At 61.5% G+C, this 25,625-nt stretch carries 28 protein-coding genes and 1 tRNA gene; 22 read left to right on the top strand and 7 right to left on the bottom strand.

Annotated features, from left to right (window positions below; translation table 11 throughout):
* The first annotated feature begins 124 nt into the window (after nucleotides 1–124).
* From AC1RCO_RS30610 to AC1RCO_RS30545, 14 genes are all read left to right on the top strand, one after another.
* On the top strand, nucleotides 125–874 hold the full coding sequence (locus AC1RCO_RS30610) for an electron transfer flavoprotein subunit beta/FixA family protein (protein ID WP_015634720.1): 750 nt from the start codon (nucleotides 125–127) through the stop codon (nucleotides 872–874).
* Nucleotides 875–876: 2 nt separating this feature from the next.
* Nucleotides 877–1,806 carry an electron transfer flavoprotein subunit alpha/FixB family protein gene (locus tag AC1RCO_RS30605; protein ID WP_011060141.1) on the top strand — a complete coding sequence of 310 codons (930 nt, stop codon included), beginning with the start codon at nucleotides 877–879 and terminating at the stop codon, nucleotides 1,804–1,806.
* A gap of 81 nt (nucleotides 1,807–1,887) precedes the next feature.
* Complete coding sequence (locus AC1RCO_RS30600) at nucleotides 1,888–2,712, top strand: substrate-binding periplasmic protein (protein WP_053150159.1); 825 nt, start codon at nucleotides 1,888–1,890, stop codon at nucleotides 2,710–2,712.
* A gap of 9 nt (nucleotides 2,713–2,721) precedes the next feature.
* A complete protein-coding gene (locus tag AC1RCO_RS30595; protein WP_011060143.1) occupies nucleotides 2,722–3,078 on the top strand; it encodes a DUF4398 domain-containing protein in 357 nt (118 codons plus the stop codon).
* Nucleotides 3,075–3,887 carry an OmpA family protein gene (locus tag AC1RCO_RS30590; RefSeq protein WP_011060144.1) on the top strand — a complete coding sequence of 271 codons (813 nt, stop codon included), beginning with the start codon at nucleotides 3,075–3,077 and terminating at the stop codon, nucleotides 3,885–3,887. Before AC1RCO_RS30595 ends, AC1RCO_RS30590 begins: the two co-directional genes overlap by 4 nt.
* 205 nt (nucleotides 3,888–4,092) lie before the next feature.
* Nucleotides 4,093–5,532, top strand: a complete 1,440-nt coding sequence (locus tag AC1RCO_RS30585) for an aminotransferase-like domain-containing protein (protein ID WP_011060145.1) — start codon at nucleotides 4,093–4,095, stop codon at nucleotides 5,530–5,532.
* Nucleotides 5,533–5,609: 77 nt separating this feature from the next.
* On the top strand, nucleotides 5,610–6,110 hold the full coding sequence (locus AC1RCO_RS30580) for a translation initiation factor 2 (RefSeq protein WP_065364693.1): 501 nt from the start codon (nucleotides 5,610–5,612) through the stop codon (nucleotides 6,108–6,110).
* Nucleotides 6,111–6,280: 170 nt separating this feature from the next.
* Nucleotides 6,281–6,535: a YkgJ family cysteine cluster protein gene (locus AC1RCO_RS30575; protein ID WP_011060147.1), complete on the top strand. Its 255-nt coding sequence runs from the start codon at nucleotides 6,281–6,283 to the stop codon at nucleotides 6,533–6,535.
* Between the two features lie 43 nt (nucleotides 6,536–6,578).
* Entirely contained in the window at nucleotides 6,579–7,187 is a 609-nt protein-coding gene (locus AC1RCO_RS30570; protein ID WP_011060148.1) for an START domain-containing protein, read from the top strand.
* Nucleotides 7,188–7,330: 143 nt separating this feature from the next.
* Nucleotides 7,331–7,564: a hypothetical protein gene (locus tag AC1RCO_RS30565; protein WP_015634724.1), complete on the top strand. Its 234-nt coding sequence runs from the start codon at nucleotides 7,331–7,333 to the stop codon at nucleotides 7,562–7,564.
* Between the two features lie 212 nt (nucleotides 7,565–7,776).
* On the top strand, nucleotides 7,777–8,118 hold the full coding sequence (locus AC1RCO_RS30560) for a ribonuclease E inhibitor RraB (RefSeq protein ID WP_011060150.1): 342 nt from the start codon (nucleotides 7,777–7,779) through the stop codon (nucleotides 8,116–8,118).
* Nucleotides 8,119–8,558: 440 nt separating this feature from the next.
* Complete coding sequence (locus AC1RCO_RS30555; protein WP_492618360.1) at nucleotides 8,559–9,968, top strand: circularly permuted type 2 ATP-grasp protein; 1,410 nt, start codon at nucleotides 8,559–8,561, stop codon at nucleotides 9,966–9,968.
* Between the two features lie 11 nt (nucleotides 9,969–9,979).
* Nucleotides 9,980–10,930, top strand: a complete 951-nt coding sequence (locus tag AC1RCO_RS30550; RefSeq protein WP_011060152.1) for an alpha-E domain-containing protein — start codon at nucleotides 9,980–9,982, stop codon at nucleotides 10,928–10,930.
* Nucleotides 10,927–11,700 (top strand): transglutaminase family protein, encoded by a 774-nt coding sequence (locus tag AC1RCO_RS30545; protein WP_019093261.1) that lies wholly within the window; start codon nucleotides 10,927–10,929, stop codon nucleotides 11,698–11,700. The genes AC1RCO_RS30550 and AC1RCO_RS30545 overlap by 4 nt, the downstream gene beginning before the upstream one ends.
* 69 nt (nucleotides 11,701–11,769) lie before the next feature.
* On the opposite strand, the gene AC1RCO_RS30540 is transcribed toward AC1RCO_RS30545, so the two are convergent.
* Both AC1RCO_RS30540 and AC1RCO_RS30535 read right to left on the bottom strand, forming a co-directional pair.
* Nucleotides 11,770–12,576 (bottom strand): c-type cytochrome, encoded by an 807-nt coding sequence (locus tag AC1RCO_RS30540; protein ID WP_065363428.1) that lies wholly within the window; start codon nucleotides 12,574–12,576, stop codon nucleotides 11,770–11,772.
* On the bottom strand, nucleotides 12,573–13,022 hold the full coding sequence (locus tag AC1RCO_RS30535) for a rhodanese-like domain-containing protein (RefSeq protein WP_011060155.1): 450 nt from the start codon (nucleotides 13,020–13,022) through the stop codon (nucleotides 12,573–12,575). The genes AC1RCO_RS30540 and AC1RCO_RS30535 overlap by 4 nt, the downstream gene beginning before the upstream one ends.
* 609 nt (nucleotides 13,023–13,631) lie before the next feature.
* Here AC1RCO_RS30535 and AC1RCO_RS30530 point away from each other — a divergent pair.
* The 3 genes from AC1RCO_RS30530 to AC1RCO_RS30520 all read left to right on the top strand — a co-directional run bounded on the left by AC1RCO_RS30530 (nucleotide 13,632) and on the right by AC1RCO_RS30520 (nucleotide 17,835).
* Nucleotides 13,632–14,837 carry an acetyl-CoA C-acetyltransferase gene (locus AC1RCO_RS30530; protein ID WP_492618359.1) on the top strand — a complete coding sequence of 402 codons (1,206 nt, stop codon included), beginning with the start codon at nucleotides 13,632–13,634 and terminating at the stop codon, nucleotides 14,835–14,837.
* A 25-nt stretch (nucleotides 14,838–14,862) separates the two neighbouring features.
* Nucleotides 14,863–17,007: a 3-hydroxyacyl-CoA dehydrogenase NAD-binding domain-containing protein gene (locus AC1RCO_RS30525; protein WP_103289738.1), complete on the top strand. Its 2,145-nt coding sequence runs from the start codon at nucleotides 14,863–14,865 to the stop codon at nucleotides 17,005–17,007.
* Nucleotides 17,008–17,112: 105 nt separating this feature from the next.
* Entirely contained in the window at nucleotides 17,113–17,835 is a 723-nt protein-coding gene (locus AC1RCO_RS30520) for an amidotransferase (protein WP_015634730.1), read from the top strand.
* A 43-nt stretch (nucleotides 17,836–17,878) separates the two neighbouring features.
* On the opposite strand, the gene AC1RCO_RS30515 is transcribed toward AC1RCO_RS30520, so the two are convergent.
* The 3 genes from AC1RCO_RS30515 to AC1RCO_RS30505 all read right to left on the bottom strand — a co-directional run bounded on the left by AC1RCO_RS30515 (nucleotide 17,879) and on the right by AC1RCO_RS30505 (nucleotide 20,626).
* Nucleotides 17,879–18,850 (bottom strand): magnesium and cobalt transport protein CorA, encoded by a 972-nt coding sequence (locus tag AC1RCO_RS30515; RefSeq protein ID WP_011060159.1) that lies wholly within the window; start codon nucleotides 18,848–18,850, stop codon nucleotides 17,879–17,881.
* 145 nt (nucleotides 18,851–18,995) lie between these two features.
* Entirely contained in the window at nucleotides 18,996–19,718 is a 723-nt protein-coding gene (locus tag AC1RCO_RS30510) for a lysophospholipid acyltransferase family protein (protein ID WP_011060160.1), read from the bottom strand.
* Nucleotides 19,719–19,936: 218 nt separating this feature from the next.
* Complete coding sequence (locus AC1RCO_RS30505) at nucleotides 19,937–20,626, bottom strand: crotonase/enoyl-CoA hydratase family protein (protein WP_011060161.1); 690 nt, start codon at nucleotides 20,624–20,626, stop codon at nucleotides 19,937–19,939.
* Nucleotides 20,627–20,943: 317 nt separating this feature from the next.
* On the opposite strand from AC1RCO_RS30505, the gene AC1RCO_RS30500 reads away from it, so the two are divergent.
* Nucleotides 20,944–21,033: transfer RNA gene (locus tag AC1RCO_RS30500), tRNA-Ser, on the top strand.
* Nucleotides 21,034–21,215: 182 nt separating this feature from the next.
* Here the strand turns inward: AC1RCO_RS30500 and AC1RCO_RS30495 are convergent.
* Entirely contained in the window at nucleotides 21,216–21,485 is a 270-nt protein-coding gene (locus AC1RCO_RS30495) for a hypothetical protein (RefSeq protein WP_019093267.1), read from the bottom strand.
* 917 nt (nucleotides 21,486–22,402) lie between these two features.
* Here AC1RCO_RS30495 and AC1RCO_RS30490 point away from each other — a divergent pair.
* The 4 genes from AC1RCO_RS30490 to AC1RCO_RS30475 all read left to right on the top strand — a co-directional run bounded on the left by AC1RCO_RS30490 (nucleotide 22,403) and on the right by AC1RCO_RS30475 (nucleotide 24,726).
* Nucleotides 22,403–22,843, top strand: a complete 441-nt coding sequence (locus AC1RCO_RS30490) for a hypothetical protein (RefSeq protein ID WP_492618358.1) — start codon at nucleotides 22,403–22,405, stop codon at nucleotides 22,841–22,843.
* Between the two features lie 399 nt (nucleotides 22,844–23,242).
* The gene (locus AC1RCO_RS30485; protein ID WP_015634733.1) at nucleotides 23,243–23,608 is read left to right on the top strand and encodes a glycine zipper domain-containing protein; all 366 of its coding nucleotides are present in this window, start codon (nucleotides 23,243–23,245) and stop codon (nucleotides 23,606–23,608) included.
* A 108-nt stretch (nucleotides 23,609–23,716) separates the two neighbouring features.
* Entirely contained in the window at nucleotides 23,717–23,878 is a 162-nt protein-coding gene (locus AC1RCO_RS30480) for a hypothetical protein (RefSeq protein ID WP_401403107.1), read from the top strand.
* 152 nt (nucleotides 23,879–24,030) lie between these two features.
* A complete protein-coding gene (locus tag AC1RCO_RS30475) occupies nucleotides 24,031–24,726 on the top strand; it encodes an HAD-IA family hydrolase (protein ID WP_011060169.1) in 696 nt (231 codons plus the stop codon).
* Between the two features lie 83 nt (nucleotides 24,727–24,809).
* Here the strand turns inward: AC1RCO_RS30475 and AC1RCO_RS30470 are convergent, their stop codons facing one another.
* Complete coding sequence (locus AC1RCO_RS30470; protein WP_011060170.1) at nucleotides 24,810–25,556, bottom strand: 3-oxoacyl-ACP reductase family protein; 747 nt, start codon at nucleotides 25,554–25,556, stop codon at nucleotides 24,810–24,812.
* Nucleotides 25,557–25,625 lie beyond the last annotated feature (69 nt).

Raw genomic sequence — 25,625 nt, 5'->3', positions numbered from 1 at the left:
CCCGTGAGCAAGGTCAACCTTTTTGTGCGCCAGCGTTTTTGGAGGTGCCCTTGTGCCGATGAGCATCAACCGCCAGGTTCTCGCCTAGGCGACTTTCTTTTCACCGGAGAGTAACGAGGAATCCATGAAGGTTCTTGTAGCTGTCAAACGAGTGGTCGACTATAACGTCAAGGTTCGCGTCAAAGCGGACAACTCCGGCGTCGACCTCGCCAACGTCAAGATGTCGATGAACCCTTTCTGCGAAATCGCAGTGGAAGAAGCCGTACGCCTGAAAGAGAAAGGTGTAGCGACTGAAATCGTCGTCGTCTCCATCGGTCCTGCTACTGCTCAAGAGCAACTGCGTACCGCCCTGGCACTGGGTGCCGATCGCGCGATCCTCGTCGAGTCCGCTGAAGAGTTGAACTCCCTGGCCGTGGCCAAGCTGCTCAAGGCCGTGGTCGACAAGGAACAGCCACAGCTGGTGATCCTCGGCAAACAGGCCATCGATAGCGACAACAACCAGACCGGCCAGATGCTGGCAGCCCTGAGCGGCTACGCTCAAGGCACCTTCGCCTCCAAGGTCGAAGTGTCCGGCGACAAGGTCAACGTCACCCGTGAAATCGACGGCGGCCTGCAGACCGTTGCGCTGAACCTGCCAGCCATCGTCACCACCGACCTGCGTTTGAACGAGCCGCGCTACGCGTCTCTGCCAAACATCATGAAAGCCAAGAAGAAGCCGCTTGAAACGCTGACTCCTGATGCTTTGGGCGTTTCCACCGCCTCCACCAACAAGACCCTGAAAGTCGAAGCGCCGGCTGCACGCAGCGCGGGCATCAAGGTCAAGTCGGTGGCTGAACTGGTCGAGAAACTGAAAAACGAAGCGAAGGTAATCTGATCATGACTATCTTGGTAATCGCCGAACACGATAACAAGGCGCTGGCTCCGGCCACCCTGAACACCGTTGCCGCCGCCGCCAAAATCGGTGGTGACGTGCATGTACTGGTAGCCGGCCAGGGCGTTGGCGCCGTGGCTGAAGCCGCGGCCAAGATCGCTGGCGTGGCCAAAGTGCTGGTGGCCGACAACGCCGCCTACGCTCACCAACTGCCGGAAAACGTTGCGCCGCTGGTGGCCGAACTGGGCGCTGGCTACAGCCACATCCTGGCAGCCGCTACTTCCAACGGCAAAAACATCCTGCCGCGGGTTGCCGCTCAGTTGGACGTAGACCAGATCTCCGAAATCATCTCGGTAGAAAGCGCTGATACCTTCAAGCGTCCGATCTATGCCGGTAACGCCATCGCTACCGTGCAGTCCTCGGCTGCCGTAAAAGTCATCACCGTGCGTGCCACCGGCTTCGACGCCGTTGCCGCTGAAGGTGGTTCGGCTGCAGTCGAAACCGTGGGCGCCGCTCACGATGCCGGCAAGTCGAGCTTCGTTGGCGAAGAGCTGGCCAAGTCCGATCGCCCTGAACTGACCGCAGCCAAGATCGTCGTTTCCGGCGGCCGCGGCATGCAGAACGGCGACAACTTCAAGCACCTGTATGCCCTGGCCGACAAGCTGGGCGCTGCTGTCGGCGCGTCCCGCGCTGCGGTGGACGCAGGTTTTGTGCCCAACGACATGCAGGTCGGCCAGACCGGCAAGATCGTTGCGCCACAGCTGTACATCGCCGTCGGTATCTCCGGCGCTATCCAGCACCTGGCGGGCATGAAGGACTCCAAAGTGATCGTCGCGATCAACAAGGACGAAGAAGCGCCAATCTTCCAGGTAGCCGACTACGGCCTGGTCGCGGACTTGTTCGAAGCCGTACCTGAGTTGGAGAAGCTGGTCTAATCCGGCGTCTTCACTTATAAAGAGCCCGGCCTTTTGGCCGGGTTTTTTTATGTGTGTTTTTTGCCGGGGGAGGGTTTCGCCATGGATCTGCGCCGCATGAGTGGCTGGTCAGTGCTGTTGGGCCTGACGTTGTTGCCATCGTTGTCGATGGCGGCGGGCAAGTGCGAGCGTCTGGTGGTCACTGGCAGCCCCGATGCACCGCCTTACCTGTGGCGTGACCCTCAGGACCCCAAGCACCTGATGGGTGCCAGCGCCGACCTGCTGCAGCAGGTGGCCGGGGAGCTGGGGCTGAAGGTCGAGGTGCTGTATGCCGGCAAGCGCTCCGAGGCGCTGGACGAGGTACGCACCGGGCGCATGGACCTGCTCGCCGATGCACCGCTGACCTTCAATGAGCTGGAATCGCTGGACTACATCCACCCGGCGCTGGTGCAGAACGACTATCTGGTCTGGACCCGCAAGGATTCGACCCTCAGCTATACCCAGCCGGGAGACCTGGCAGGCCATCCCGGCGCCGTGTCGGAAAAGGCCCGACTGACTCAGCCCTTTGTCGCCATGGCCAAGGAGCATCTGCAACTCAAGCGCCTGCCGAATCTGACCCAGGTCTTCCAGACCTTGCTCCTGGGGGAGGTGGACTATGTGCTGGCGCCTCGCTACGCAGGCATGGCCATGGCCCAGACCCTGGGCATGACGGCGGATCTGGCGGCGTTTCCCCAGCCCATCGACAAACCGGGGCTGTTCCTTGCGCTGTCCCATAACTCCGCCTGCAATGACCCATGGTTGCGCGGACAGTTGGCCAAAAAGATGACAGAATTGCCCGCGTCCGGTCTGACGGAGACCTTGCTGCAGCGCAATCTGGAGCGCTGGAAGGCCCAGTTGCAGCAACCCGTCAGCAGCCCAAAACAGTAGGAATCTTGTGTGACTATTCGACCTCTTTTCGCCGCCATGGCTGTTCTCGCCCTGGCGGGTTGTGCAACCGACCCGGCGCCCATCGAGCAGATGCGCCTCACCGCGCAGACGCTGGAGCAGGCCAAGGCCGTGGGGGCTTCTGCCGAGGACATGCCCGAGTTGAAACTGGCCGAAGACAAGTTCTCCCGGGCGCAGGGCAACATGCAGGATGAGTCCTACAAGAAAGCGCGGATGCGCGCCGAACAGGCCGAACTGGATGCGCGCCTGGCCGAAGCCAAGGTCCTGACCCGCAAGAGCCAGGAACAGGTGAATGCACTCAATACCCGCATCACTCGCCTGCGCAAGCAACTGGGAGATGCCCAATGAATCTGTCTACCCGGATCATCGGCAGTGCAGTGCTCCTGGCATGCGCCGGACTCTATGGCTGCGCTGGCCAGCACAGTGAAGAAGCCCTGCAGCAGGCCAGTAACGACTTCCAGAAGGTCAAGGAAGACTCCAACGTGCTGCGTATCGCGCCCAAGGACGTGATCCGTGCCGGGGAGTCCCTGGCACGTGCCGATCGCCTCTCCACCTATTGGGGCAGCGGTGGCGATGTGGAGCATTACGCCTACCTGAGTCGGCGCTACAGCGAAATCGCCCGTGAGCATACCGAACAGGCACTCAATAACGAGCGTGCGGCCAAGCTCGAGCTGGAACGCCAGCGCCTGCAACTGGCCCTACGCGAAGCCAAGTTGCTCAGCGTGCAGCAGCAGGGCAAATGGCTGGAAGAACAGATCATCAGCCTGGCCACCACCCAGACCGATCGCGGTCTGGTGATGACTCTGGGGGATGTGCTGTTCGATACCGGCGAAGCGGAACTGAAGAACTCGGCGAACCGCACTGTGCTCAAGGTGGTGCAGTTCCTCCAGTTGAACCCCAAGCGCGTGGTGCGCATCGAGGGTTACACCGACAACACCGGCGAGCGCCAGAGCAATCTGCAGCTGTCCAAGGACCGCGCCCAAGCCGTGGCGGATGTGCTGGTGGACCTGGGTATCGATGAAAAACGCATCCAGGTCGAAGGCTATGGCGACGACTATCCGGTGGAGGCCAATGCTTCCGAGCGGGGAAGGGCGCAGAACCGTCGGGTAGAGATCGTGTTCTCCGACGAAAAAGGCCAGTTGGGCGCTTCTCGCTGAAGCTGCGCCAGTGCCACGGAAAAACCCGACGCCTTGCCCGCGTCGGGTTTTTTTATGCCTGCCAAGAGGTTCACAAAAACCCTACAGTTATGCTTTTCACTGCCCTGTGTCCTCGACTATTGTAGAAACTGTCCCAGTACACTTCTAAACTGTGCCGGTATTGTTTCACACAAGAATAAAACGCCGTGAAATCGAGTGCTGCGCCATGACCAATCTCTTGCTCTATCAACGTATCGCTCAGCAACTGGCTGAGGATATTCGCCGTGGTGTCTACCAGCCGGGGGAGCGCGTACCGTCGGTACGCAAGATGAGCTCGCAGCTCAATGTCAGCCACGCCACGGTACTCCAGGCCTACGCCAACCTCGAAGACCAGGGGCTGATTCGCGCGCGCCCGCAGTCGGGCTACTACGTGCACCAGACGCCGGCGCTGACCGCGCCCACGCCGGATATCGCCCGGGTCGAGCGCCCTGGGCTGGTGACCCGCAGCAGCATCATTCAGCAGGTGCTGGTGGAGTCCCGTCGCGAAGGTGTGTTTCCGTTGGGGGCCGCAGTGCCCAGCGTTGACTATCTGCCAGTGCGGGCGCTGCACCAGCAGTTGGCCAAGGTCACCCGGTTTCACAGCCCCCGGGCATTCAGTTACATGTTCAGCCCGGGCTTCGAGCCACTGCGGCGTCAGGTGGCCATTCGCATGCGCGATGCCGGGGTGGTGGTCGACCCGTCGGAAGTGGTGATCACCCACGGCTGCGTCGATGCCCTGCAGATGTCATTGCGGGTACTGACCCGGCCCGGGGACCTGATTGCTGCGGAGTCGCCGACCTACTACGGCCTGCTGCAACTGGCGGACTTGCTGGGGCTCAAGGTCATCGAGATTCCCAGTGATCCGTCCACCGGCATGAGCCTGGAAGCCCTGCAACTGGCGGCCAACCAATGGTCGATCAAGGCCCTGGTGCTGACCACACGCCTGAGCAATCCCCTGGGCGGCACCATGCCCGAGGAGCGGCAGAAGCAGTTGCTGCGCCTGGCATCGGATTTCGATATCCAGGTGGTCGAGGATGATATCTATGGCGAGTTGATGTTCGAGGTGGGGCGTACCAAGGCCCTCAAGGCCTATGACCGCCTGGATCGGGTGATCTACTGTTCGAGCTTCTCCAAGACCCTGTCTCCCGGCGTGCGCATCGGCTGGATGATTGCCGGCAAGTACCAGCAGGAGATCCAGCGCCTGCAGACCTTCAGCACCCATTCTGCGTGCAGCGTCACCCAGATGGGGGTTGCGGCCTACCTGGAAAACGGCGGTTATGACCGGCATTTACGGTACATCCGCCAGGAATACCGGAAGAATCTCAGCGCCTTTCAGCTGGCGGTGCAGCAGTACTTCCCAGAGGGCACGCAGATCACCCGGCCCAACGGGGGCTTCATTCTCTGGGTCAGCCTGCCGGGGCGGGTCAACACCCAGGAGCTTCATGTGCGAGCCTTGCAGCAGGGCATCAGCATCGCCCCGGGGCTGATCTTCAGCAACACCGAGCAGTTCAACCACTGTGTGCGGCTCAACTGCGGTACGCCCTGGAATCGCGAGGCCGAGCGGGCCCTGATGACTTTGGGAATGCTTGCCAGCCAGTTGTGCCAGGAGGCGGCGGGCGGATTTTAATCAGTGTGGCCCTGTGCTTGTCATGGGGCCTGCAACAAGCGAGCATAGAGGACCTTTTGTCGATCTACCTGTCTTTCATGAAAGCCTTTCTACCTGCCCTCTGGTTAAGTGTCTGTCTGTTGGGAACCGCCTTCGTGGCTCCTGTCCAGGCGGCTTCCTCCCAGGACAAGCCGGCTGCCGGGGCGGCCCATGCCACTAAGGCGGCCCCTGCCAAGAAGGCTCCGGCCAGCAAGGCCAAGCCTTCGGCCAGTGCCAGCAAGAGCAAGTCCGCGGCCAAGAAGGCGCCCGCCAAGCCCAAGTCCAAATGGGCCTATCAGGACATCAAGAAGCCGTTGCCCAGTGCCAAGGTGGACTTGAGCCTGCCGCCGGAAATGGTCAAGCACCTGCAGCCGGTGGGCAGTGTGCCGCTACCCAAGCGCGAGCCGCTGCTGCCGCAGATGTTTGGCGAGAAGCCCAAGGAAAGCAGCCCGTTCCAGCTCAACGGCCGCTTGCTCAGCAATGAAATGCAATTGCAGCTGCGCAACGAGGAGCGTCGGGATATCGAAGGCGCGGCCCTGGATTTCGAGTTCAAGCAGTAAATTCTTCATCCTCTTCTGTGACGGGTTGGCTCGACACTTTGTCGGAGACTGATCAGTCACGCACGGTTGTGCGTCAAATCCGTTCTTTGAGTAATTTTAAACGGCTGTTTTAGCGGTTACTCTTGGCGGGCGTCATTCAACACTCTGCTTGTCGCAAGGAGCTTTTCCTCATGAACTGCCGTGAAGGTTGTGGCGCCTGCTGCATCGCCCCTTCCATCAGCACCCCGATTCCCGGAATGCCCCAGGGCAAGCCGGCGGGAGAACGTTGCCTGCATCTTTCTGTCGAACACCTGTGCGGGCTGTTCGGCCTGCCGGAGCGGCCGGCGGTGTGTGGGGCGTTCCTGGCGGATCCCGAGGTGTGTGGCGAAAGCCGCGAAGAAGCTATCCGCCTGATTGGCTGGTGGGAACAAGTGACCGCGGCATAGAGTGTTCTCAATGAACGGAACTTCAACAATAAGGAATAAGACAATGGGTTCGCTGCAACGAATGGCTGTGCTCTGTGGTTTAACCGTGCTCTTGTCGGCAACGGCCCACGCCGAAGACTGGCAAACCGCCAAGGATGAAGACGGCATCAAGGTCTCCTTGAGTGAAGTGGCCGGCTCCAAATACAAGGCCTACCGTGGTGTGACCACCATGAAGACCTCCATCGCCAAGCTCCGCGCGCTTCAGGAAGACGTGGCGGGCGCCTGCTCCTGGATCCATGAGTGCAAGACCCAGAAACTGCTCAAGCACGAGGGCGATCAAAGCTGGACCTACACCCAGTTCAACACCCCGTGGCCAGTCACTGCCCGTGATTCGGTATTGCACATCACTACCAGCGAAGCGGCCGACGGCAGCCTGACCCGCAAACTGGAGGGCGTCCCCACCTACATCCCTGAAGAGAAAGGCTTCGTGCGGGTGGCCCAGGTCGAGGGCTACTGGAAGTTCGTACCCAAAGGCGCCGACCAGGTGGAAGTGACTTACCAGGTGCACACCGAGCCGGGTGGCAGCGTGCCGTCCTGGCTGGCCAACAAGTTCGTGGTGGATGCGCCGTTCAACACCCTGAAGGCACTCAAGGCTCGCGCCGAAAAGCCTTGATCGGCTGAGTTTTGCCAGCATTACCAGGGCCGCCTTCGGGCGGCCTTGTCATTGATGTGTTCCGGCAGCGCGGTGGAACGATTGCCCGTTGCTCAGGGTCGAGATGTTGTCAGCCCACTCATGGGGCTATCGAGGAGGCACTGATGCAAAAGTGGCAAGTCACTTTCGTTGACGATCATGGTGTCCAGTCCGTCGAGCATTTCGACTGCGACCAGCAACCGACGATGGAACGCGCCGCACAACTGGTGCGGGCCAAGTTGTTGCCAGTGAGTGCCGAACTGGACCTGAACGATCTGGACGGGCGCACCGAGGATCCCACCCTCAAGAGCCTGAAAGAGCAGAACAGCATTCAGATTCTCAGTATCACGCCGATCTAGAGAGGGTAGAGCGCGCTTCGCAGCAATTTCTGGCGACGTCCAGAGCAAGGCGCTAATCTGCAAACGAGATCAGCGAATTCTTCGCTAGGCTCTGATCTTGTCAGCTCCATGCTTGTTTCCTGACGACCCGCCCCGGGTCGTGATGCCGGTCCCTTTGGCCGGCGGTTCGGGAAACACGGAAAGTCTATCCATCGGTTTGAGGAGGACGTTTCATGAGCACAGCCGTTCAAGAAGACATCAGCAGCAGTGTGCTGCGCCGCATGAAAGAAGGCGGTTTCGACTTTTCACGATTCCATCCCATCGAGTTCTACGCCATTTTTCCGGATGAGGAGCGGGCACGCAGGGCGGCAGGACATTTTCGCGGTGAATCCTTGAATGCCCAGGTCAGCGTGCGTGACGACGGCGCCTGGTACCTGGAACTGAGCAAGGTGATGTACGCCACCTATGGCGGCATCGGGGATTTTGAACAGGACTTCGAGGCGGTGGTCGAGCCCCTGGGCGGCATCATTGAGGGCTGGGGAGTGAAACAGGAGATCCGTGGACGGCTGGTATAGCCTGCGCTAGATATACCGAGACAGACAATTGGCTGGCCCCTGGGCCGGCCAATTGTGTTTTCGGGGCCCGCACAAGGTAAAAAAAAGCCACCCGAGAGGGTGGCTAAAAGGGAAGACCGGTCAGGAGAGGGAACCGGTCGGGAGAGCCCGGACCCGGTTGTCATCGGCGTCATCAAGGTTGCAGCAGCGACTTCATCAGGCTTGGCGAAGTGTTTGCTCGATAGGCGCGATTATCCCCAGCGGCCAGCGGGCAGTGAAATCAACTCTGACTATGCTGGTGATAGCCAAGACCGATGCCAGCCATGGCCGGGGCAGGGGCGGTCCGCATGCATCGGTTATGCGGGCATCGGCCTTGGGCTGCAACGGACTGATTTTGGGGCGCTTGTGCCGAAGGCACAGGGCTGGCGAAGCCCGGGTGTGCAGGTGACAGGGAGTACGGCATGAACCACAGCGCTGTTGATGAAATGCATGGGGCCGACGGCCAGGTTCGCGAGCATTACCGCGAGTTCGCCCGCTGGCTGGCCAATACCCCCGACGAACTCCTGGCCCGCCGCCGTCGCGAGGCCGACCTGCTGTTCCACCGTGCCGGCATCACCTTTACCCTGTACGGCGATGAGCAGGGCACCGAGCGGCTGATTCCCTTCGACACCATTCCCCGCATCATCCCGGCCCGGGAATGGCGGATCATCGAACAAGGGTGCATCCAGCGGGTACGGGCGCTGAACCTGTTTCTGGCCGATCTCTACCACCAGCAACGAATCATCCGCGCCGGGATCATTCCCGCCGAGCAGGTCCTGGCCAATCAGCAGTACCAGCTGGCCATGCAGGGCCTGGACCTGCACGGTGATGTCTATGCCCATGTCTGCGGAGTTGATCTGGTACGCGACGGCGGCGGCCGCTACTGCGTGCTCGAGGACAACCTGCGCACCCCCAGCGGCGTCAGCTACATGCTCGAAGACCGCAAGATGATGATGCGCCTGTTTCCCGAGCTGTTCGCCGCCCAGCGCATCGCCCCCATCGACCATTACCCGAACCTGTTGCTCGATACCCTGAAAAGCTCCAGCCCCCTGGACAATCCGACGGTGGTGGTACTGACCCCGGGGCGCTTCAACAGCGCATTTTTCGAGCATGCGTTCCTGGCGCGGGAGATGGGAGTGGAGCTGGTGGAAGGTGCCGACCTGTTCGTGCGTGACGACCGGGTGTTCATGCGCACCACCGCCGGCCCGCAGGCGGTGGATGTGATCTACCGTCGCCTCGACGATGCCTTCCTCGACCCCCTGGCGTTCAACCCCGATTCCCTGCTCGGCGTGCCCGGCCTGTTGGCAGCCTACCGCTCGGGCACTGTGGTACTGGCCAACGCCATCGGCACCGGGGTGGCCGATGACAAGTCGGTGTACCCCTATGTCATCGAGATGATCCGTTTCTACCTGGACGAAGAGCCGATTCTGCAGAACGTGCCGACCTGGCAGTGCCGCCGGCCCGCCGAGCTGTCCCATGTGCTGGCCAACCTGGCGCAACTGGTGGTCAAGGAAACCCAGGGTTCCGGCGGCTACGGCATGCTGGTGGGGCCGGCGGCCACGGCGGCGCAGATCGAGGAGTTCCGCGTACGGATCAAGGCCCGGCCCGAGGCGTACATCGCCCAACCAACCCTGGCGCTGTCCACCTGCCCGACCTTTGTCGAAAGCGGCATCGCCCCGCGGCATATCGATCTGCGGCCCTTTGTCCTTTCTGGTGGTGAAACCCGTGTGGTGCCCGGTGGTCTTACCCGTGTGGCCCTGCGTGAAGGTTCGTTGGTGGTGAATTCCTCACAGGGCGGCGGGACCAAGGACACTTGGGTGGTCGAGGATTAAGGAAGCCTGCCATGTTGAGTCGAACCGCGTCGGACCTGTACTGGATGTCACGCTACCTGGAGCGCGCGGAAAACCTGGCGCGGATGCTCGATGTCAGCTATTCCCTGTCGCTGATGCCCCAGGACGGGCGCGGCGATGGCCTGCACGAGCTGGCCATGCCACTGCTGATCACCGGCACCCTGGAGGATTACCACGCCCGCCACCAGGCCTTGCACGCCGAGCAGCTATTGCAGTTCTTCGCCCTGGACCCGGCCAACCCCGCCAGTATCTACAGTTGCCTGGGATCGGCCCGGGCCTGCGCCCATGCCGTGCGCGGGCGGATCACCGCCGACATGTGGGAAAACGTCAATGCCACCTGGCTGGACATCCACCAGATCGCCAGCCAGGGCCTCAGTGCCTATGGCATGAACCGCTTCTGCGAATGGATCAAGGAGCGCTCCCATCTGTTTCGTGGCGCTTCCTACGGCACCATCATGCGCAACGACGCCTTTCGCTTTATCCGCCTGGGAACCTTCATCGAGCGCGCCGACAACACCCTGCGCCTGCTGGACGCACGCTACGAGATGGCCGGCGACCAGGCCGATGCGGTGTGCGACGGCACCGCCCATGCCTATTACCAGTGGAGTGCGTTGCTGCGGGCCTTGTCTTCCTTCGAGGCCTACACCGAGGTCTATCGCGAGGCGCCCGGTGCCCGGCATGTGGCCGAGCTGCTGTTGTTGCGCGCCGACGTGCCGCGCTCGCTGCGGGCCTGTACCGAGGAGATCGACCAGATCCTCGCCAGCCTGCCCGGCGACAACGGGCGCCCGGCCCAGCGTCTGGCGGCGCAGATGGATGCACGCCTGCGCTACATCGGTATCGATCAGATTCTCGACGAAGGCCTGCACGCCTGGCTGACCGACTTCATCCCCCTGGTGCGCCAGTTGGGCAACGCGATTCACCGCTCTTATCTGGAGGCGGCATGAGACTGTCCGTGAGCCATGAAACCACCTATCGCTACGCCGATCCGGTAGGCGCCAGCATCCAGTACCTGCGCCTGACACCCCACGACAGCGAGCGCCAGCAAGTGCTCTGCTGGCAGCTGGATCTGCCACGACCGGTGCGTGCGCAGCGGGACCCCTTCGGCAACATCCTGCACGTACTGACCCTGGACGAGCCCCACGAAGCAGTGATCATCGGCGCCCGTGGCCAAGTGGATATCGATGAGCTGCGCGAGGCCGAGCATGAATGCCAGTCGCCCTTGCCGTTCCTGCGTTTCACCAGCCTGACCGAGGCGGATGCTCAACTGCGCGAGTTCGCCGGCCGGCAATGCGCAAGGCGGCGTGATCGCACAGGGTTGATCGACCTGATGCATGGGCTGCACCAGCTCATGGCCTACACGCCTGGGGCAACGGACGTGGCCACCAGCGCGGCGCAGGCTTTCGCCGGGCGCGCCGGGGTCTGCCAGGACCACACCCACGCTTTCCTTGCCTGTGCCCGTAGCCTGGGCGTTCCGGCACGTTTTGTTTCCGGTTATCTGTACCGCGAGGACAGCGGGCAATTACTTGGCCACGCCTGGGCCGAAGCCTGGCTGGAAGGCGCCTGGTACAGCTTCGATGTGACCCACCAACTGGCGCGGCCCGAGCGCCACCTCAAGCTGGCGGTGGGCCTGGACTACCTGGATGCCTGCCCGGTACGCGGCATGCGCCGGGGCGCCGCCGGTGAGCAGATGCACGCCAGGGTGCTCCAGCAGTAACACGCGTTTTCGCTAGGAGTCGGCTTGCCGGCGAAGGCGCCAGAGGTGGCAAAGGCGATGTCGCAAGGCTCAGGGAACCTGCTTGCGCCCCGCCATGTGCCTAAGATACCCCAGCAGCAGGTCCAGCTCCTGATCCGGCAGGACGTTGTTGTTGAACCCGGGCATCTTCGCCTGGGGCCAGCGCCTCATGCTTTGCGGATCGCGGATATAGCGCTTGAGGAAATCGCCGCTGAAATACTCGGTGGGGCTGTAGGGGATATTCAGGTCCGGACCGAACTGTGAATCGCCGGCACCGTTGAGGCGGTGGCAGGCCAGGCAGTTTTTCTGGAACAGGGCAAAGCCCTGGTTGATCGGATCAGTGGCCGCCAACTGCGGATCCGGAAGCAGGGTGGGGAAGCGCTGCGCCACTGGCTCCAGGCGCTGGATGCGCGCCACCTGGAACGGCCATTGCTCCGGGCTGATATGCCCGGCGGCAGGATCGGTCCACACCAGATAGAAAGGCCCGGCGCTGGGTTTGTCGGCAGCCAGCGCAGGCCATGGCCGGCTCGGGTCCTCCACGGCCAGCCAGGCCTGGGCGCCCTGGCGTTCAAGCAGCGGCGCGGCGCTGAGCTCCGCGGCAAAGCCGTCCAGGGCCACGGCTTGAAGATGGTCTTCGGCCTTCAGGCCCTTGAGCAGGGTCGCCATGGGCACGGCGCGGTACTGCATGTCGCGCTTGTAGGACACATCGTCCTTGATGGTAATGGTCTGGGCCTGGGGGTGCCTTAGCAGTTCTTCGGTCTGCCAGGTGTGGCTGGCGGAGCCCAGGTCGATCAGCAGTTGCGCGGCGTGCAGCGGGCTGCTCAGCAGCAGGGCAGCGCCAAGGAGGAATACTTTCAATTGATGGCCGTCGGGTCGTCGTCAGTGGGTTCGTCGCCGGGAAGCACGTCGTCCGGTCGCGACACATGGTCGAACAGGGCGTCCCGGAGCTCTTCGTAGTTGCCGCCGTTCACGATACCGAAATAGCCGTGCTTGACCAGCGTGTCTTCGGCTTCAAGGGCGTGCTGGTTGGTGTCGCTGTAGATCACCACGGTGGCGTTGGGGTCCAGCACCACTTTGCGCAACTGGTAGGCCAGGCCCTCGGCGCTGATGCCGGTGCCGTCCTCCAGTTCGAGATTGACCTGCAGCGAGTTGTGCACATTGCCGGCGGCAAAGTCGCTCTCGTTGCGCAGATCGAGGATCAACGCCCCATCATTGATTTCGTCCACCGCGCGGTTGACGTCGATGATTCCGGCGTGAGCGTGAAAGGCGCTCAGGAGTGTGGCGAGTGCAATCCAATGGCGCATGAGTCTTCCCCTTGGTGTTCCTCAGGAAGACTGGCACACAAGTCCGTGCCCCGGTAGGAACCGGGGACAATTTTCCGTCTCGTTGATCGAGCAGCCACAGATCAGCCGATCACTTTGGTGAGATTCGGCAAGATCAACAGCAGTGTGGTTGCGAAAAGAATGAGCCCCGCCTGACGTACTTTCGAATGCTTGAACATGGCTGAATGCCTTTTGTTGTTATTCCTGAGCGTCAATGCATGCCGGTGGGTGAACTCCATTACGAGTCACTATGAACCGGCTATGTGTCCTTTTTCTTACTTGCCCCAGTGCAGAATCCGTCTGGAACTTCCTACAGTTTCTACCTTAGGGGCCTTGAATCCTCTGGCTTAGATCCAATTCATATGAATTTATATTTCTGATTTATTAAAAGGCTATATATCGGCCCGGGCGTGCCTTGGCCGCCCTCTGGCTAGACAGCTCGCGACCCTTCATCGGCAGAGCCCTTAGCTGCCTACCGTTCGTCTGAGCGTCGGCGTCAAGGCGGCTGAGCGCATCGGTCATTGAATCCGACGCTGCCGCGCCTAAGGTGGGAGCTCGACATTTTCCCCTGCACAGCGGTTCGAGGACGTCATGACCCAAGCTTTGATATTCGATGCGTTACGCACGCCCCGCGGCAAAGGCAAGGCCGATGGCGCCCTGCACAGCGTGAAACCGGTGAACCTGGCCGCGGGCCTGTTGCGCGCCCTGCAGCAGCGCTGCGAACTGGACACCAGCCAGGTGGACGACGTGGTCCTGGGCTGTGTGACGCCCATCGGTGATCAGGGCGCCGATATCGCCAAGACCGCGGTCCAGGCTGCGGATTGGGATGTAAGCGTGGCCGGGGTGCAGATCAATCGCTTCTGCGCTTCCGGGTTGGAGGCGGTCAACCTGGGGGCGATGAAGGTGCGTTCCGGGTTCGAGGAACTGGTGGTGGTTGGCGGCGTCGAGTCCATGTCGCGGGTGCCCATGGGCAGCGACGGCGGGGCCTGGGTGCTGGACCCGGAGACCAACCTGCACAGCCATTTCACCCCCCAGGGGATTGGCGCCGACCTGATCGCGACCCTGGAAGGCTTCTCCCGGGAGGACGTCGACCGCTTCGCCCTGCACTCCCAGCAGAAGGCCGCCCGCGCCCGGGCTGGCGGGGCCTTTGCCAAATCCCTGGTGCCGGTGCAGGACCAGAACGGCATCGTGCTGCTGGACCATGACGAGTTCATTCGCGCCGATTCGACCCTGGAGGGCCTGGGCAAGCTCAAGCCGAGTTTCGAGATGATGGGGCAGATGGGCTTCGATGCCACGGCGCTACGGGTCTACAGCCATGTGGAGCGGATCGACCATGTGCACACCCCCGGCAACAGCTCGGGCATCGTCGACGGCGCGGCGCTGATGCTGATCGGCTCCGAAGCCAAGGGCCGCGAGCTGGGGCTCAAGCCCCAGGCGCGGATCGTGGCCACGGCGGTCACCAGCACCGACCCCACCATCATGCTTACCGGCCCGGCGCCGGCCACCCGCAAGGCCCTGGCCAAGGCCGGGCTGCGGGTCGAGGACATCGACCTGTTCGAAGTCAATGAAGCCTTCGCCTCGGTGGTGCTCAAGTTCATCAAGGACATGGCCATCGACCCGGCCAAGGTCAATGTCAACGGCGGCTCCATCGCCATGGGCCACCCGCTGGGGGCCACCGGCTGCGCGATCCTCGGCACCTTGCTCGATGAGCTGGAAACCCGGCGCCAGCGCTATGGCCTGGCGACCCTCTGTGTCGGCGGCGGCATGGGTATCGCCACCATCATCGAACGCCTCTGAGCCCCGACTTCAAGGAATCCCTTTCATGACCGATGCCATCCGTTACGAAAAAGGCCAGGACCAGATCGTCGTCCTGACCATCGATATGCCGGGCCAGAGCGCCAACACCATGAATGCCCTGTACCGCGACGCCATGGCCGGTGCCGTGGCGCGCTTGCAGGCCGAACGGGAATCGATTGCCGGGGTGATCATCACCTCGGCGAAAAAGACCTTCTTCGCCGGCGGTGACCTCAATGAGCTGATCAAGGTTGGCAGGCCCGAGGCCAAGGCTTTCTACGACATGGTGCTGGCCCTCAAGGGCCAGCTGCGAGCCCTGGAAACCCTGGGCAAGCCGGTGGTCGCTGCAATCAATGGCGCGGCCCTGGGCGGCGGCTGGGAAATCTGCCTGGCCTGCCATCATCGCGTTGCCCTGGACGATAAATCGGTACAGGTCGGCCTGCCGGAAGTCACCCTGGGCCTGTTGCCCGGCGGCGGCGGGGTAGTGCGCATGGTGCGCATGCTGGGCCTGGAAAAGGCTCTGCCCTATCTGCTGGAAGGCAAGAAAGTGCGCCCGCAGCAGGCGTTGCAAGCAGGCCTGATCGATGCCCTGGCGACGGACCGCGACGACCTGCTGGCCAAGGCTCGGGCCTGGATCCTCGCCAACCCGGGCGCGCAACAGCCCTGGGATGTGCGCGGCTACCAGATCCCTGGTGGCACGCCGTCGAACCCGAAAGTTGCGCAGATGCTGGCCATCGCCCCATCGATTCTGCGGACCAAGACCCAGGGTTGCTTCCCCGCGCCGGAAAAGATCCTCTGCGCTGCCGTCGAAGGCGCCCAGGTGGATTTCGACACCGCGCAACTGATCGAGACCCGTTACTTCACCGAGCTGACCACAGGCCAGGTGGCGAAGAACATGATCGGCACCTTCTGGTTCCAGCTCAACCAGATCAATGCCGGCAGCTCACGGCCACAGGGCGTGCCGCCGCAGGTCACGAAAAAGCTCGGGGTGCTTGGCGCCGGCATGATGGGCGCGGGCATTGCCTATGTCAGTGCGGTGGCGGGTATCGAGGTGGTGCTCAAGGACATCAGCCCCGAAGCGGCCGAGAAGGGCAAGGCCCACTCGGCGGCGCTGCTGGAGAAAAAGGTGGCTCGCGGGCAGTTGAGCCGCGAGCAGCGGGACGCCACCCTGGCGCGGATCCGCACCACCGCCGAGGATGCCGACCTGGCCGGTTGCGACCTGATCATCGAGGCGGTGTTCGAGGATCGCGAGCTCAAGGCCAAGGTCTCCCGGGCTGCGCAGCAGGTGGTCGGCGGTGACGCGGTGATCGCCTCCAACACTTCGACCCTGCCCATCACTGGCCTGGCTACGGCAGTGCCGAACCCGGACAAGTTCATCGGCCTGCATTTCTTCAGCCCGGTGGAAAAAATGCCCCTGGTGGAAATCATCAAGGGGGCGAAAACCAGCGATGAAACCCTGGCCCGCGGCTTCGACTTTGTCTTGCAGATCAAGAAGACCCCGATCGTGGTCAATGACAGCCGTGGCTTCTTCACCTCCCGGGTGTTCGGCACTTTCACCAACGAAGGCATCGCCATGCTCGGCGAGGGCATCGCGGCGCCGATGATCGAGACCGAAGCGCGCAAGGCCGGGATGCCGGTGGGGCCGCTGGCGATTTCCGACGAGGTTTCCCTGAGCCTGATGAGCCATATCCGCCAGCAGACCGCCAAGGACCTGCAGGCCGAGGGCAAGCCGGCCATCGAACATCCGGCATTTGCCGTGATCGACCTGCTGCTCAACGAATACAAGCGCCCGGGCAAGGCGGCCGGTGGCGGTTTCTACGATTATCCGGCCGGTGCCCAGAAGCATTTGTGGCCGCAGTTGCGCACGCGCTTCTACAAGGCCGACGGGCAGATCTCGCCCCAGGATGTGCGGGATCGCCTGCTGTTCGTCCAGGCCATCGAGACCGTGCGTTGTGTGGAGGAGGGAGTGTTGCACTCCACGGCGGACGCCAACATCGGCTCGATCTTCGGCATCGGCTTTGCCGCCTGGAGCGGGGGCGCCCTGCAGTTCATCAATCAGTACGGGGTGCAGGATTTCGTCGCCCGTGCGCAGTACCTGGCCGAGCAATATGGCGAACGTTTCCGGCCGCCGACGCTGCTTCTGGAAAAGGCTCGCCTGGGCCAGTTGTTCTGACGCCGACAGGCGCTCAATGAGCTGATCCGGGGCTTGCCTTGCCGTGGTATTTCAAGGCAGGCTCTGGACTGTTCATTATTGCCATCGCCTTGTCAGGAATTTTTTATGTCGCTACGCATCTGCATTCTTGAAACCGATATCCTGCGTCCCGAACTGGTCGATCAATATCAGGGTTACGGGCAGATGTTCCAGCGCCTGTTTTCCCAGCAGCCCATCGCTGCCCAATTCAGCGTCTACAACGTGGTCCAGGGGGAGTACCCCAGCGATGACCTGGAATTCGACGCCTATCTGGTGACAGGCAGCAAGGCCGATTCGTTCGGCACCGATCCCTGGATCCAGACCCTCAAGACCTACCTGCTGGGGCGCTACGAGCGTGGCGACAAGCTGTTGGGCATCTGCTTCGGCCATCAGTTGCTGGCATTGCTACTGGGGGGCAAGAGCGAGCGCGCGAGCCAGGGCTGGGGTGTCGGTACCCACAGCTACAAGCTGGCGGCCAAGGCGCCGTGGATGAGCCCGGTGGTGGAGGAGCTGACGCTACTGATCAGCCATCAGGACCAGGTTACTGCCTTGCCGGAGAACGCCACGGTGATCGCCTCCAGCGATTTCTGCCCGTTCGCGGCCTACCATATCAATGATCAGGTGCTGTGCTTCCAGGGCCACCCCGAGTTCATCCACGACTATTCCCGCGCCTTGCTGGACCTGCGCCAGGAGTTTCTCGGCGAGCAGATCTACCAGAAGGGCGTGGCCAGCCTTGAGCACGACCATCACGGCACCACTGTGGCGGAGTGGATGATGCGTTTCGTCGCTCACAAGCCCGAGGCTGCCTGAACCCGGCCATGGCCCTGCCGCAAGACGCAGGGCCGTCGCTCCTTCAGAGCCAGCCGGAACGCTTGAAGCTGGCCCAGAGGCCGACACAACCCACGCTGATAAAACCCAGGACGCCAAAGTAGCCGTAGTGCCAACTCAGCTCCGGCATGTTCTGGAAGTTCATCCCGTAGATTCCCGCCACCGCCGTCGGAAACGCCAGGATCGCGGCCCAGGCGGCGAACTTGCGTTGCACGATGCTTTGCCGTGAAGCCTCCAGCAGTACGCCGATCTCGATGGTCTGGCTGGCGATATCGCGCAGGGTCGAGAGGTCTTCCATCTGCCGGGTGACGTGAATCTGCACATCCCGGAAGTACGGCCGCATGTTCTTGTCGATAAAGGGAAAACTGAGCTTCTGCAGCTCTTCGCTGATCTCCACCATGGGCGCTACATGCCGGCGCAGGCGCAGCACGTCGCGGCGCAGGCCGTGCAGGTGCTGGATGTCCCGTTCGTTCAGCGAGTCGCAGAGGACGTTGCGCTCCAGCTCGTCGATTTCCGCATGGATGGCTTCGCTGACCGGCTGGTAGTTCTCGGTAACGAAGTCCAGCAGGGCATAGAGCACGAAGTCTTCACCGTGCTCCAGCAGCAGCGGGCGCGCCTCGCAGCGCTGGCGCACGTAGCCATAGGAGGCCGAGTGGCCGTTGCGCGCGGTGATGATGTAGCCGTTGCCGGCAAAGATGTGGGTTTCGATGAACTCCAGCTTGCCCTGATCGCGCACCGGCGAATAGGTGACGATGAACAGCGCATCGCCGAAGGTTTCCAGCTTCGGCCGGCTGTGCTTTTCCAGGGCATCCTCGATGGCCAGCTCATGCAGGTTGAACTGGCGCTGCAGGTTGGCCAGCTCATGGGCGTTGGGTTCCTCCAGGCCGATCCAGACGAAGTGGCCGGGCTTGGCGGCCCAGGCGGCCCCTTCGTCGAGGCTGATATCCGTGACTTTTTTTCCGCCGCTGTAGACGGCGGCAGCAACAACTCTACCCATGGTTCCGGTTCACTTCTTCTTATCAAGGGGGCGGTGACAGATAAGGTGCAGCTTAGCCTGCAATGCTCCATCAGAGTCACTGGCCGCGAGGGAGTTCGCGGACAAATAAAAGCCCGCGCAAGGCGGGCTTTTTGTGGCGCCGGGGTCAGGCGGCCTGCAGCTGGCGGTCCATGCTGGCGATGCATTCGCGCATCTGTTCGCGGCACTGGGCGATCAGCAGGGGCATGTCGTCCAGGGTCAGCCCGGCCGTGGGGATGGCCGGCAGCGAGCGGATCAGGATTTTGCCGCTGTTCCAGCGATCCAGGCGCATGTGCTTGATGTAGCTGCTGACGCACACCGGGACTATGGGCACGCCTGCGGCGATGGCCATCTGGAATGCACCTTTCTTGAAGGGCAGCAGCTCTTCCCCGAGGTTGCGGGTGCCTTCCGGGAAGACCCAGATCGAGGTGTCCTTGTGCTGCAAGGTGTGGGTGGTGGTGAGCATCGAGCGCCGGGCCTTGTGCGGGTTGCCACGGTCGATCAGCACGTTGCCTGCCAGCCAGAACAGCTGGCCGAACAGCGGCACCCATTTCAGGCTCTTCTTGCCGATGCACACGGTCCTTCGCGGCACCACGTTGCCGAATACGAACAGGTCGTAGTTGGACTGGTGGTTGGCGATGATCACGCAGCCCTGGGGTTTGTCCATCAGCGGGCCGACCTCGGCCTTGACCCGCAAGCGCAGGATGCACATCGCCGGCCAGGCGTAGAGGCGGGCGCACAGTCGGCTGTTGTCCGGGTTGAATGGGCGGCACAGGCCGAGCAGCAGGCCCAGGCTGCCTGCCAGGATAAAGTGCAAGCCCATCAACGACATACGAAGCAGATACAGCATCTAAACGGCCCACCCGGGGACAAAAGGTGGCGCAGTGTACGGATGTGCACTGTTTTCGGCAATTGCCGTTCTCAGCCGGGAGATGGGCGATGTTTAAGTACATGTTTCCAGCAATGGCTGGCGATGGTGATCTAGAGCGGTCGCGGCTTGTTGGCAAGGCATGCAGTAAAAAGCCCGGCGCGAAGGCCGGGCTGGTTCAGGTAGCAAATCCGCGGGTTTCAGCCCAGGTGCTCCTGGTCCTGGATGATCGCGTTGTCCAGGGCATCCAGCAGTGCCTTGCGCACCTTCAGCTTGGTGTTCTTGTGCGCCACCATGTTGATCTTCTTCAACTGGCGTGCAGCGGCCAGGGCGGCGCCTTGCAGTTCATCGGGCGCTACCACCTTGTCGAGGAAGCCGGCATCTACCGCGCTTTGCGGGTCGAACATCTCGCCATTGATTACCGAGCGATGCAAAGCCGAGCGACGCAGGCGGTCACGGGCCAGCTCGATACCCGCGTGGTGCATGGTCATGCCGATCTGCACTTCATTGAGGCCGATGCTGAAGGGGCCTTCGACACCGATGCGATAGTCCGCCGACAGCAGCAGGAACGCGCCCTTGGCCACCGCGTGCCCCGGGCAAGCGACGATCACCGGGTAGGGGTGGGAAAGCAGGCGGCGGGCCAGGGTCGAACCCAGGGTTACCAGAGCCACGGCCTCCTTGGGGCCGGCTGTCATGACCTTGAGGTCGTAGCCGCCAGAGAGAATCCCCGGCTGGCCGGTGATGATCACCACCGCGCGATCGGCGGTAGCCTGATCCAGCGCCGCATTAAAGGCGGCAATCACGTCCGGGGAGATGGCATTGACCTTGCCATTGCTCAAGGTCAGGGTCGCGATACCGTCTTCGAGATGGTAGGAAATCAACTCACTCATGACGCAATTCCTTGTATTGAAGTGCTGCAGAAGTTACCCACCACGGTAGCTGCGGTAAAGCGCCATGACTGACTGGTGAGTCAGCCCCGAGGCCGCCAAGGGCCCTGCATCACACAGCAGGTAACGCATGGTTTCTTCTATAGGGTTGTGGGCAAGGCTGAAGAATGGCCGGTTTGCCTTATTGCATGGGGGCTGCATTGCCCTTGGCCGGGGATCGAGCTTAAGCGCATGAAAATTCTGAAAAAAAAGTTTGCCATCTGAAAAGCGATCGACTACATTAGCGCGCCTCGACAGACTGAATCGGTTTGAAGAGATACGGTGAAGTGTCCGAGTGGCTTAAGGAGCACGCCTGGAAAGTGTGTATACAGGAAACTGTATCGAGAGTTCGAATCTCTCCTTCACCGCCACATTCTACAAACACAAACCCCTGACTTTCCTAAAGAAAGTCGGGGGTTTGTGGTTTTTGGCGTCTGAAAAATGGCCCGATGGAGCGGGTAGGGGGAGTTGTGTTGGGTTGACCCGGGGCGGCCTGTAGCAGGCTCTGGTGCGCGCTGATTCGGCAAGCCACGCACCAGCTACGCCTGAAGAGTTACCACTGGCCGCTTATGAGGCAGCCGACGATTTCCCAGCCGCTGTATTCCCACCAGGAATATCGGCTATCGGAGCAGCTTCTGGCCAGGCTGGCCATCTGGATTTCGCCCGCTGCTTTTTGGGTTCCGAAAGGGGTGTCAGTAGAAGCTGTCACCTGATTGACGGTCTGCGGAGCCTTGATCGGGGTTGGATGTACGGAAGCGTTCGCGACAGTTGCGGTGAAAGCGATCGTCGCGGATACGGCCAGAGCAGTTATGGACTTTTTCATGTTCGAATCCTTTCAGTCATCTGACAAGCGGCTTATACCTGAGCCTGACCTGCCTTTATCAATAGCCTGAACAGATCGGGCGCGCGCATGGTGTGACGCCAGGAAAGCCTAGCACCGCGTTATTTCCCGCACAGTCGCTCAACGGCACTATTGACAAAGATATAAAAAACTGGGTTTTTCAGATGGTGGCGGCAGGTGAAGTAATGTAGAGCTTGAGCACATGCTTCCAGGCTGGTCTTCAAAGCTTTAATGCCAGCTGCAGTAACCCGATGACAACCGGCCCATTTTCAGCTGTTACGTGCGGTCGGGAGGTGCAGCGATCCATCGTCGCCCATGGCGTGCAGCCACTCGTCGGCGCCTGTCTGTTTTGAACGGCGGGTCGGCAAATGACTGTCTAGTCTGAACTGCCGTGACGAGCAGTATTTTCCAGGCAATCAGGAGCTTGCCGGTACTGGTCGGTTGTTGGAGGGAGCTGGGTATGAGGAGTCTTGCTTATATTGAAGACAACGGGGATGAGTTCCCAATCAACAACTTGGTGCGTTGCGGTCAGGCTGCATTCGAAGCAGAGGTTGAATCTTCTGGCACAGTTGTCAGCAAGAGAAAGGCGGCGGTGCCTGTAGCCAGCAACAAGATGTTTTTCCCCAGGGTGTTGCCGAAGAGAAGGTAACGCAGGGTGCAGACAGCCTCGCTTTATGCGGGGCTTTTTATTGCCTGGAGGTTTTTCAGGGGAAAGATTGGCGAGGTCCCATTGTTCGCCAGGGAGCTTTTTGGGCTATTTATTAAGATGTTTTCTGTGTGTTTCGGAATTTTCTTATCTCAATTTGTTATAAGTAGCGATATGTTCCTTATCCCGACTCAAACGGGGCTGCGCATCCAGCGATGATGCTTTTTATATGTAGCGTGATAAGGAAATAAACGTGAAAGCCATTTTCAAACTCCTCGCACTGTCCGCTCTTGTTGCCACCGCTGCAGGTTGCACCAGCTACAACATCAGCCAGTCATCTTCGCCAATCGACAGTCAGGTCAAGGCTGACCTGAAGGCGGATGTAGTAGTGGGCGAAGCGATTTCCGGTCAGTCGTCGGTCAACATCCTGTTTGGTTTCCTGAAGTTCGGTGGCGATAGCCAGTTTGCCGACGGTGTGGCTTACGGTGGTGACGGCAGTGGTGCACTGGGCGGCCTGGGCTTTGATCCGGTTAGTGCGGTCAAGTCCGCCGCGGCTTTCAAGGCAGTCAAATCTTCGGGCGCTGACCTGATCGTTGCTCCGCGTTATGAAGTGAGTGAAGAAAACTACTTTGTCTTCAAGAAAGTCTCGGTCACGGTCAAAGGCAATAAAGGCAGCATCCGCAGCATTCGTTGAGTGCAACTGCGTTCGAGCCTCTGTGGCGGGGATCGGGGCGTTGCACTGGTAACGCTCCAAGGCGTTGCCTGCCAGCGGCCCGGTCTGAACATTTTCGGTAAGGTGAGCTGAAGATGCCTCGGGATGAGTGAAGCTCAAGATCTGTTGGTGTTGCTCCCACTGACAGGCTCTTTTCACATAATCTTCACATCTGCCTGAGTAGGCTCGAACCATCCGTTAAAAGCAGCATCCCTAGCCCGTTCCCCAGCGGGCTTTTTTTTGCGCGGGGATAAAACTCTTTTAAAATCAGCTGTCCAAGGCACCTGGGAGCAACCCGGGTGCGGCCGCGATAGCTCGAATTGGCCAGCGTGGCACTGGGCTTTCTTGTCAGTCCGACAGTCTTTCTTTGAGGTTCAAGTCATGCGTTTAACTCTACCTGCCCTGGTTGTGGGACTTCTGCTGGCTCAAGGCGCTATGGCCGGCGATGGCACTGCGGCCATTGGTGGCGGGCTTGGCGGCGCGTTGGGCAATGTGGTCGGGCAGAAGCTCGGTGGCAGCACCGGTGCGGCAATCGGCGCGGGTGTTGCCGGTGCGGCAGGCAGTGCGGCCGGGGCGCGCAAAGGCAGCCGGGCCAAGGCGGCCATCGGTGGTGGCCTGGGTTCGGCCGGTGGCTCGCTGATCGGTAATCGCCTGGGCGGTAGCACCGGCTCGACCGTCGGTGCCGGTATCGGCGGCGCGGCCGGTGGCGCCCTGGGTAGCAGCATGGGTCACAAGAAGCGTCACTGATTCTGCCTTGCCTGAAGAAAACCCGGCCCTGTGCCGGGTTTTTTGTGTGGCTTGCCCCAGGCTTCGCCATACTCAAGGCTCTGAGTCCCGATGTTCAAGGAGACGATCATGCCCCGCGAGACGCCAGGCCAGGCACAGCCCGCTTCCGACGAGCCGGAGGTGATCAACGACCCCGGGAATGAAGACCCCGGTTCATTGCAGGACGATGCACGCGTACCTCTGCAAGAGGCGCCAGAAGGCGACAAGAGCCCGCCTGGTGTAGCCGACTAAGGTCCGCAGCAACCGCCGTCCAGCCCCCTCGGTTGCTCCCGACCCAAGCCCGCCGCTATGCTGCTGAATCCTTTAATTGATGAATTGCCAAGAAGAACTGGCCGTACCTGAGCCGCTCCCTGGAATGTACTTTTGCTAACGGATCAGATGCGATGAATGCACAGTTGAATGATTTGGGGCCGATCAAGGCCGTCATTTTCGACATGGACGGCTTGCTCCTGGACACCGAGGGCATCTACACCGAAATCACCCAGTTGATCGCCGAGCGTTATGGCCGCACCTACGATTGGACCATCAAGCAGAACATCATCGGCCGGGGAGCCGGCGACCTGGCGCGCTATGTGGTCCAGGCCCTGGACCTGCCCATCAGCGCCGAAGAGTTCCTGGTGATGCGCGAACCGTTGATGCGTGAGCGCTTTCCCCGCGCCCAGGCCATGCCCGGGGCCCAAGAGTTGGTGCGGCACTTGAAGGAACACCGGATCCCCATTGCCGTGGGCACCAGTTCGTCGCAGATGTCGTTCGGCGAGAAAACCACCCGCCATGGCGACTGGTTCGCGCTGTTCGACACCATCGTCACCGCCGACGATCCGGAAGTGACGGCGGCCAAGCCGGCGCCGGATATCTTCCTCACGGCTGCCCGTCGCCTGGGGGTGGCCCCGGCCGAGTGTCTGGTGTTCGAGGATTCGCCGTTTGGCGTGACCGCGGCCAGGGCCGCTGGCATGAGCGTGATCGCAGTGCCCGATCCGGCCATGGCCGATAGCAAGTTTGCCCATGCCCACGGAATCATCCGTTCCCTCAAAGGCTTTCAGCCGGCTGCCTGCGGCTTGCCCCACCTACACTGGGACTGATGGCTGAGCGGTAGCAAACCGCTGTTTTAAAGGCACTGAAAAACGGGCCGCCGGTCACCGGCGGCCCGTTTTTTTGTGGGGTATCAGGCGCCGAAGCCACCGTCGATGGTCAGGCTGGCGCCGGTGATATAGCCCGCTTCGGCGCTGGCCAGGTAGGCGACGAAACCGGCGACTTCCTCGGCATGGCCATAGCGACGGATAGCCATCAGGTCCATCAGGCTCGCGGCGAAGTCACTGTCCGCCGGGTTCATGTCGGTGTCCACCGGGCCGGGCTGGACGTTGTTGATGGTGATGCCCCGCGGGCCAAGGTCCCGGGCCAGGCCCTTGGTCAGGCCCACCAGTGCGGCCTTGCTCATGGCGTAGGGGCCGCCACCGGCGAAGGGCATGCGGTCGGCGTTGGTGCTGCCGATGTTGATGATGCGGCCACCTTCGCCCATGTGTCGTGCGGCTTCCTGGGTGGCGATGAATACGCTGCGCACGTTGATGGCCAGGGTCCGGTCGAAGTCCTCCAGCTTGAACTCGTCCAATGGCGCAATGGCCAGCACCCCGGCGTTGTTGACCAGGATATCGAGTCGGCCAAAGGCCTTGACGCTGTCGTTCACTGCGCGGCGGATGGCCTCGGCGTCGGCGCTGTCGGCGTGGATCGCCAGGGCCTTGCCACCCTTGGCGATGATGCTGTCCTGCAGGGCCTGGGCCTTGCTCGCCGAACTGACGTAGGTAAAGGCGACGCTGGCGCCTTCTGCCGCCAAGCGCTCGACAATGGCTGCGCCAATGCCACGGGAACCGCCTTGGATCAAGGCTACTTTGCCGCTGAGGTCATATGTGCTCATGTGCTTCTCCAGAGATTCAAGGCCGGGTGCCTTGTGCTTGGAGCGAGTATCTGCCGCGGATTAGCCTCT

It is taken from the genome of Pseudomonas sp. GW823-FHT03E05 (assembly GCF_058796855.1).
The sequence above is the reverse complement of the archived record's forward strand: the minus strand, read 5'-3'. Positions and strand labels throughout refer to the sequence as shown.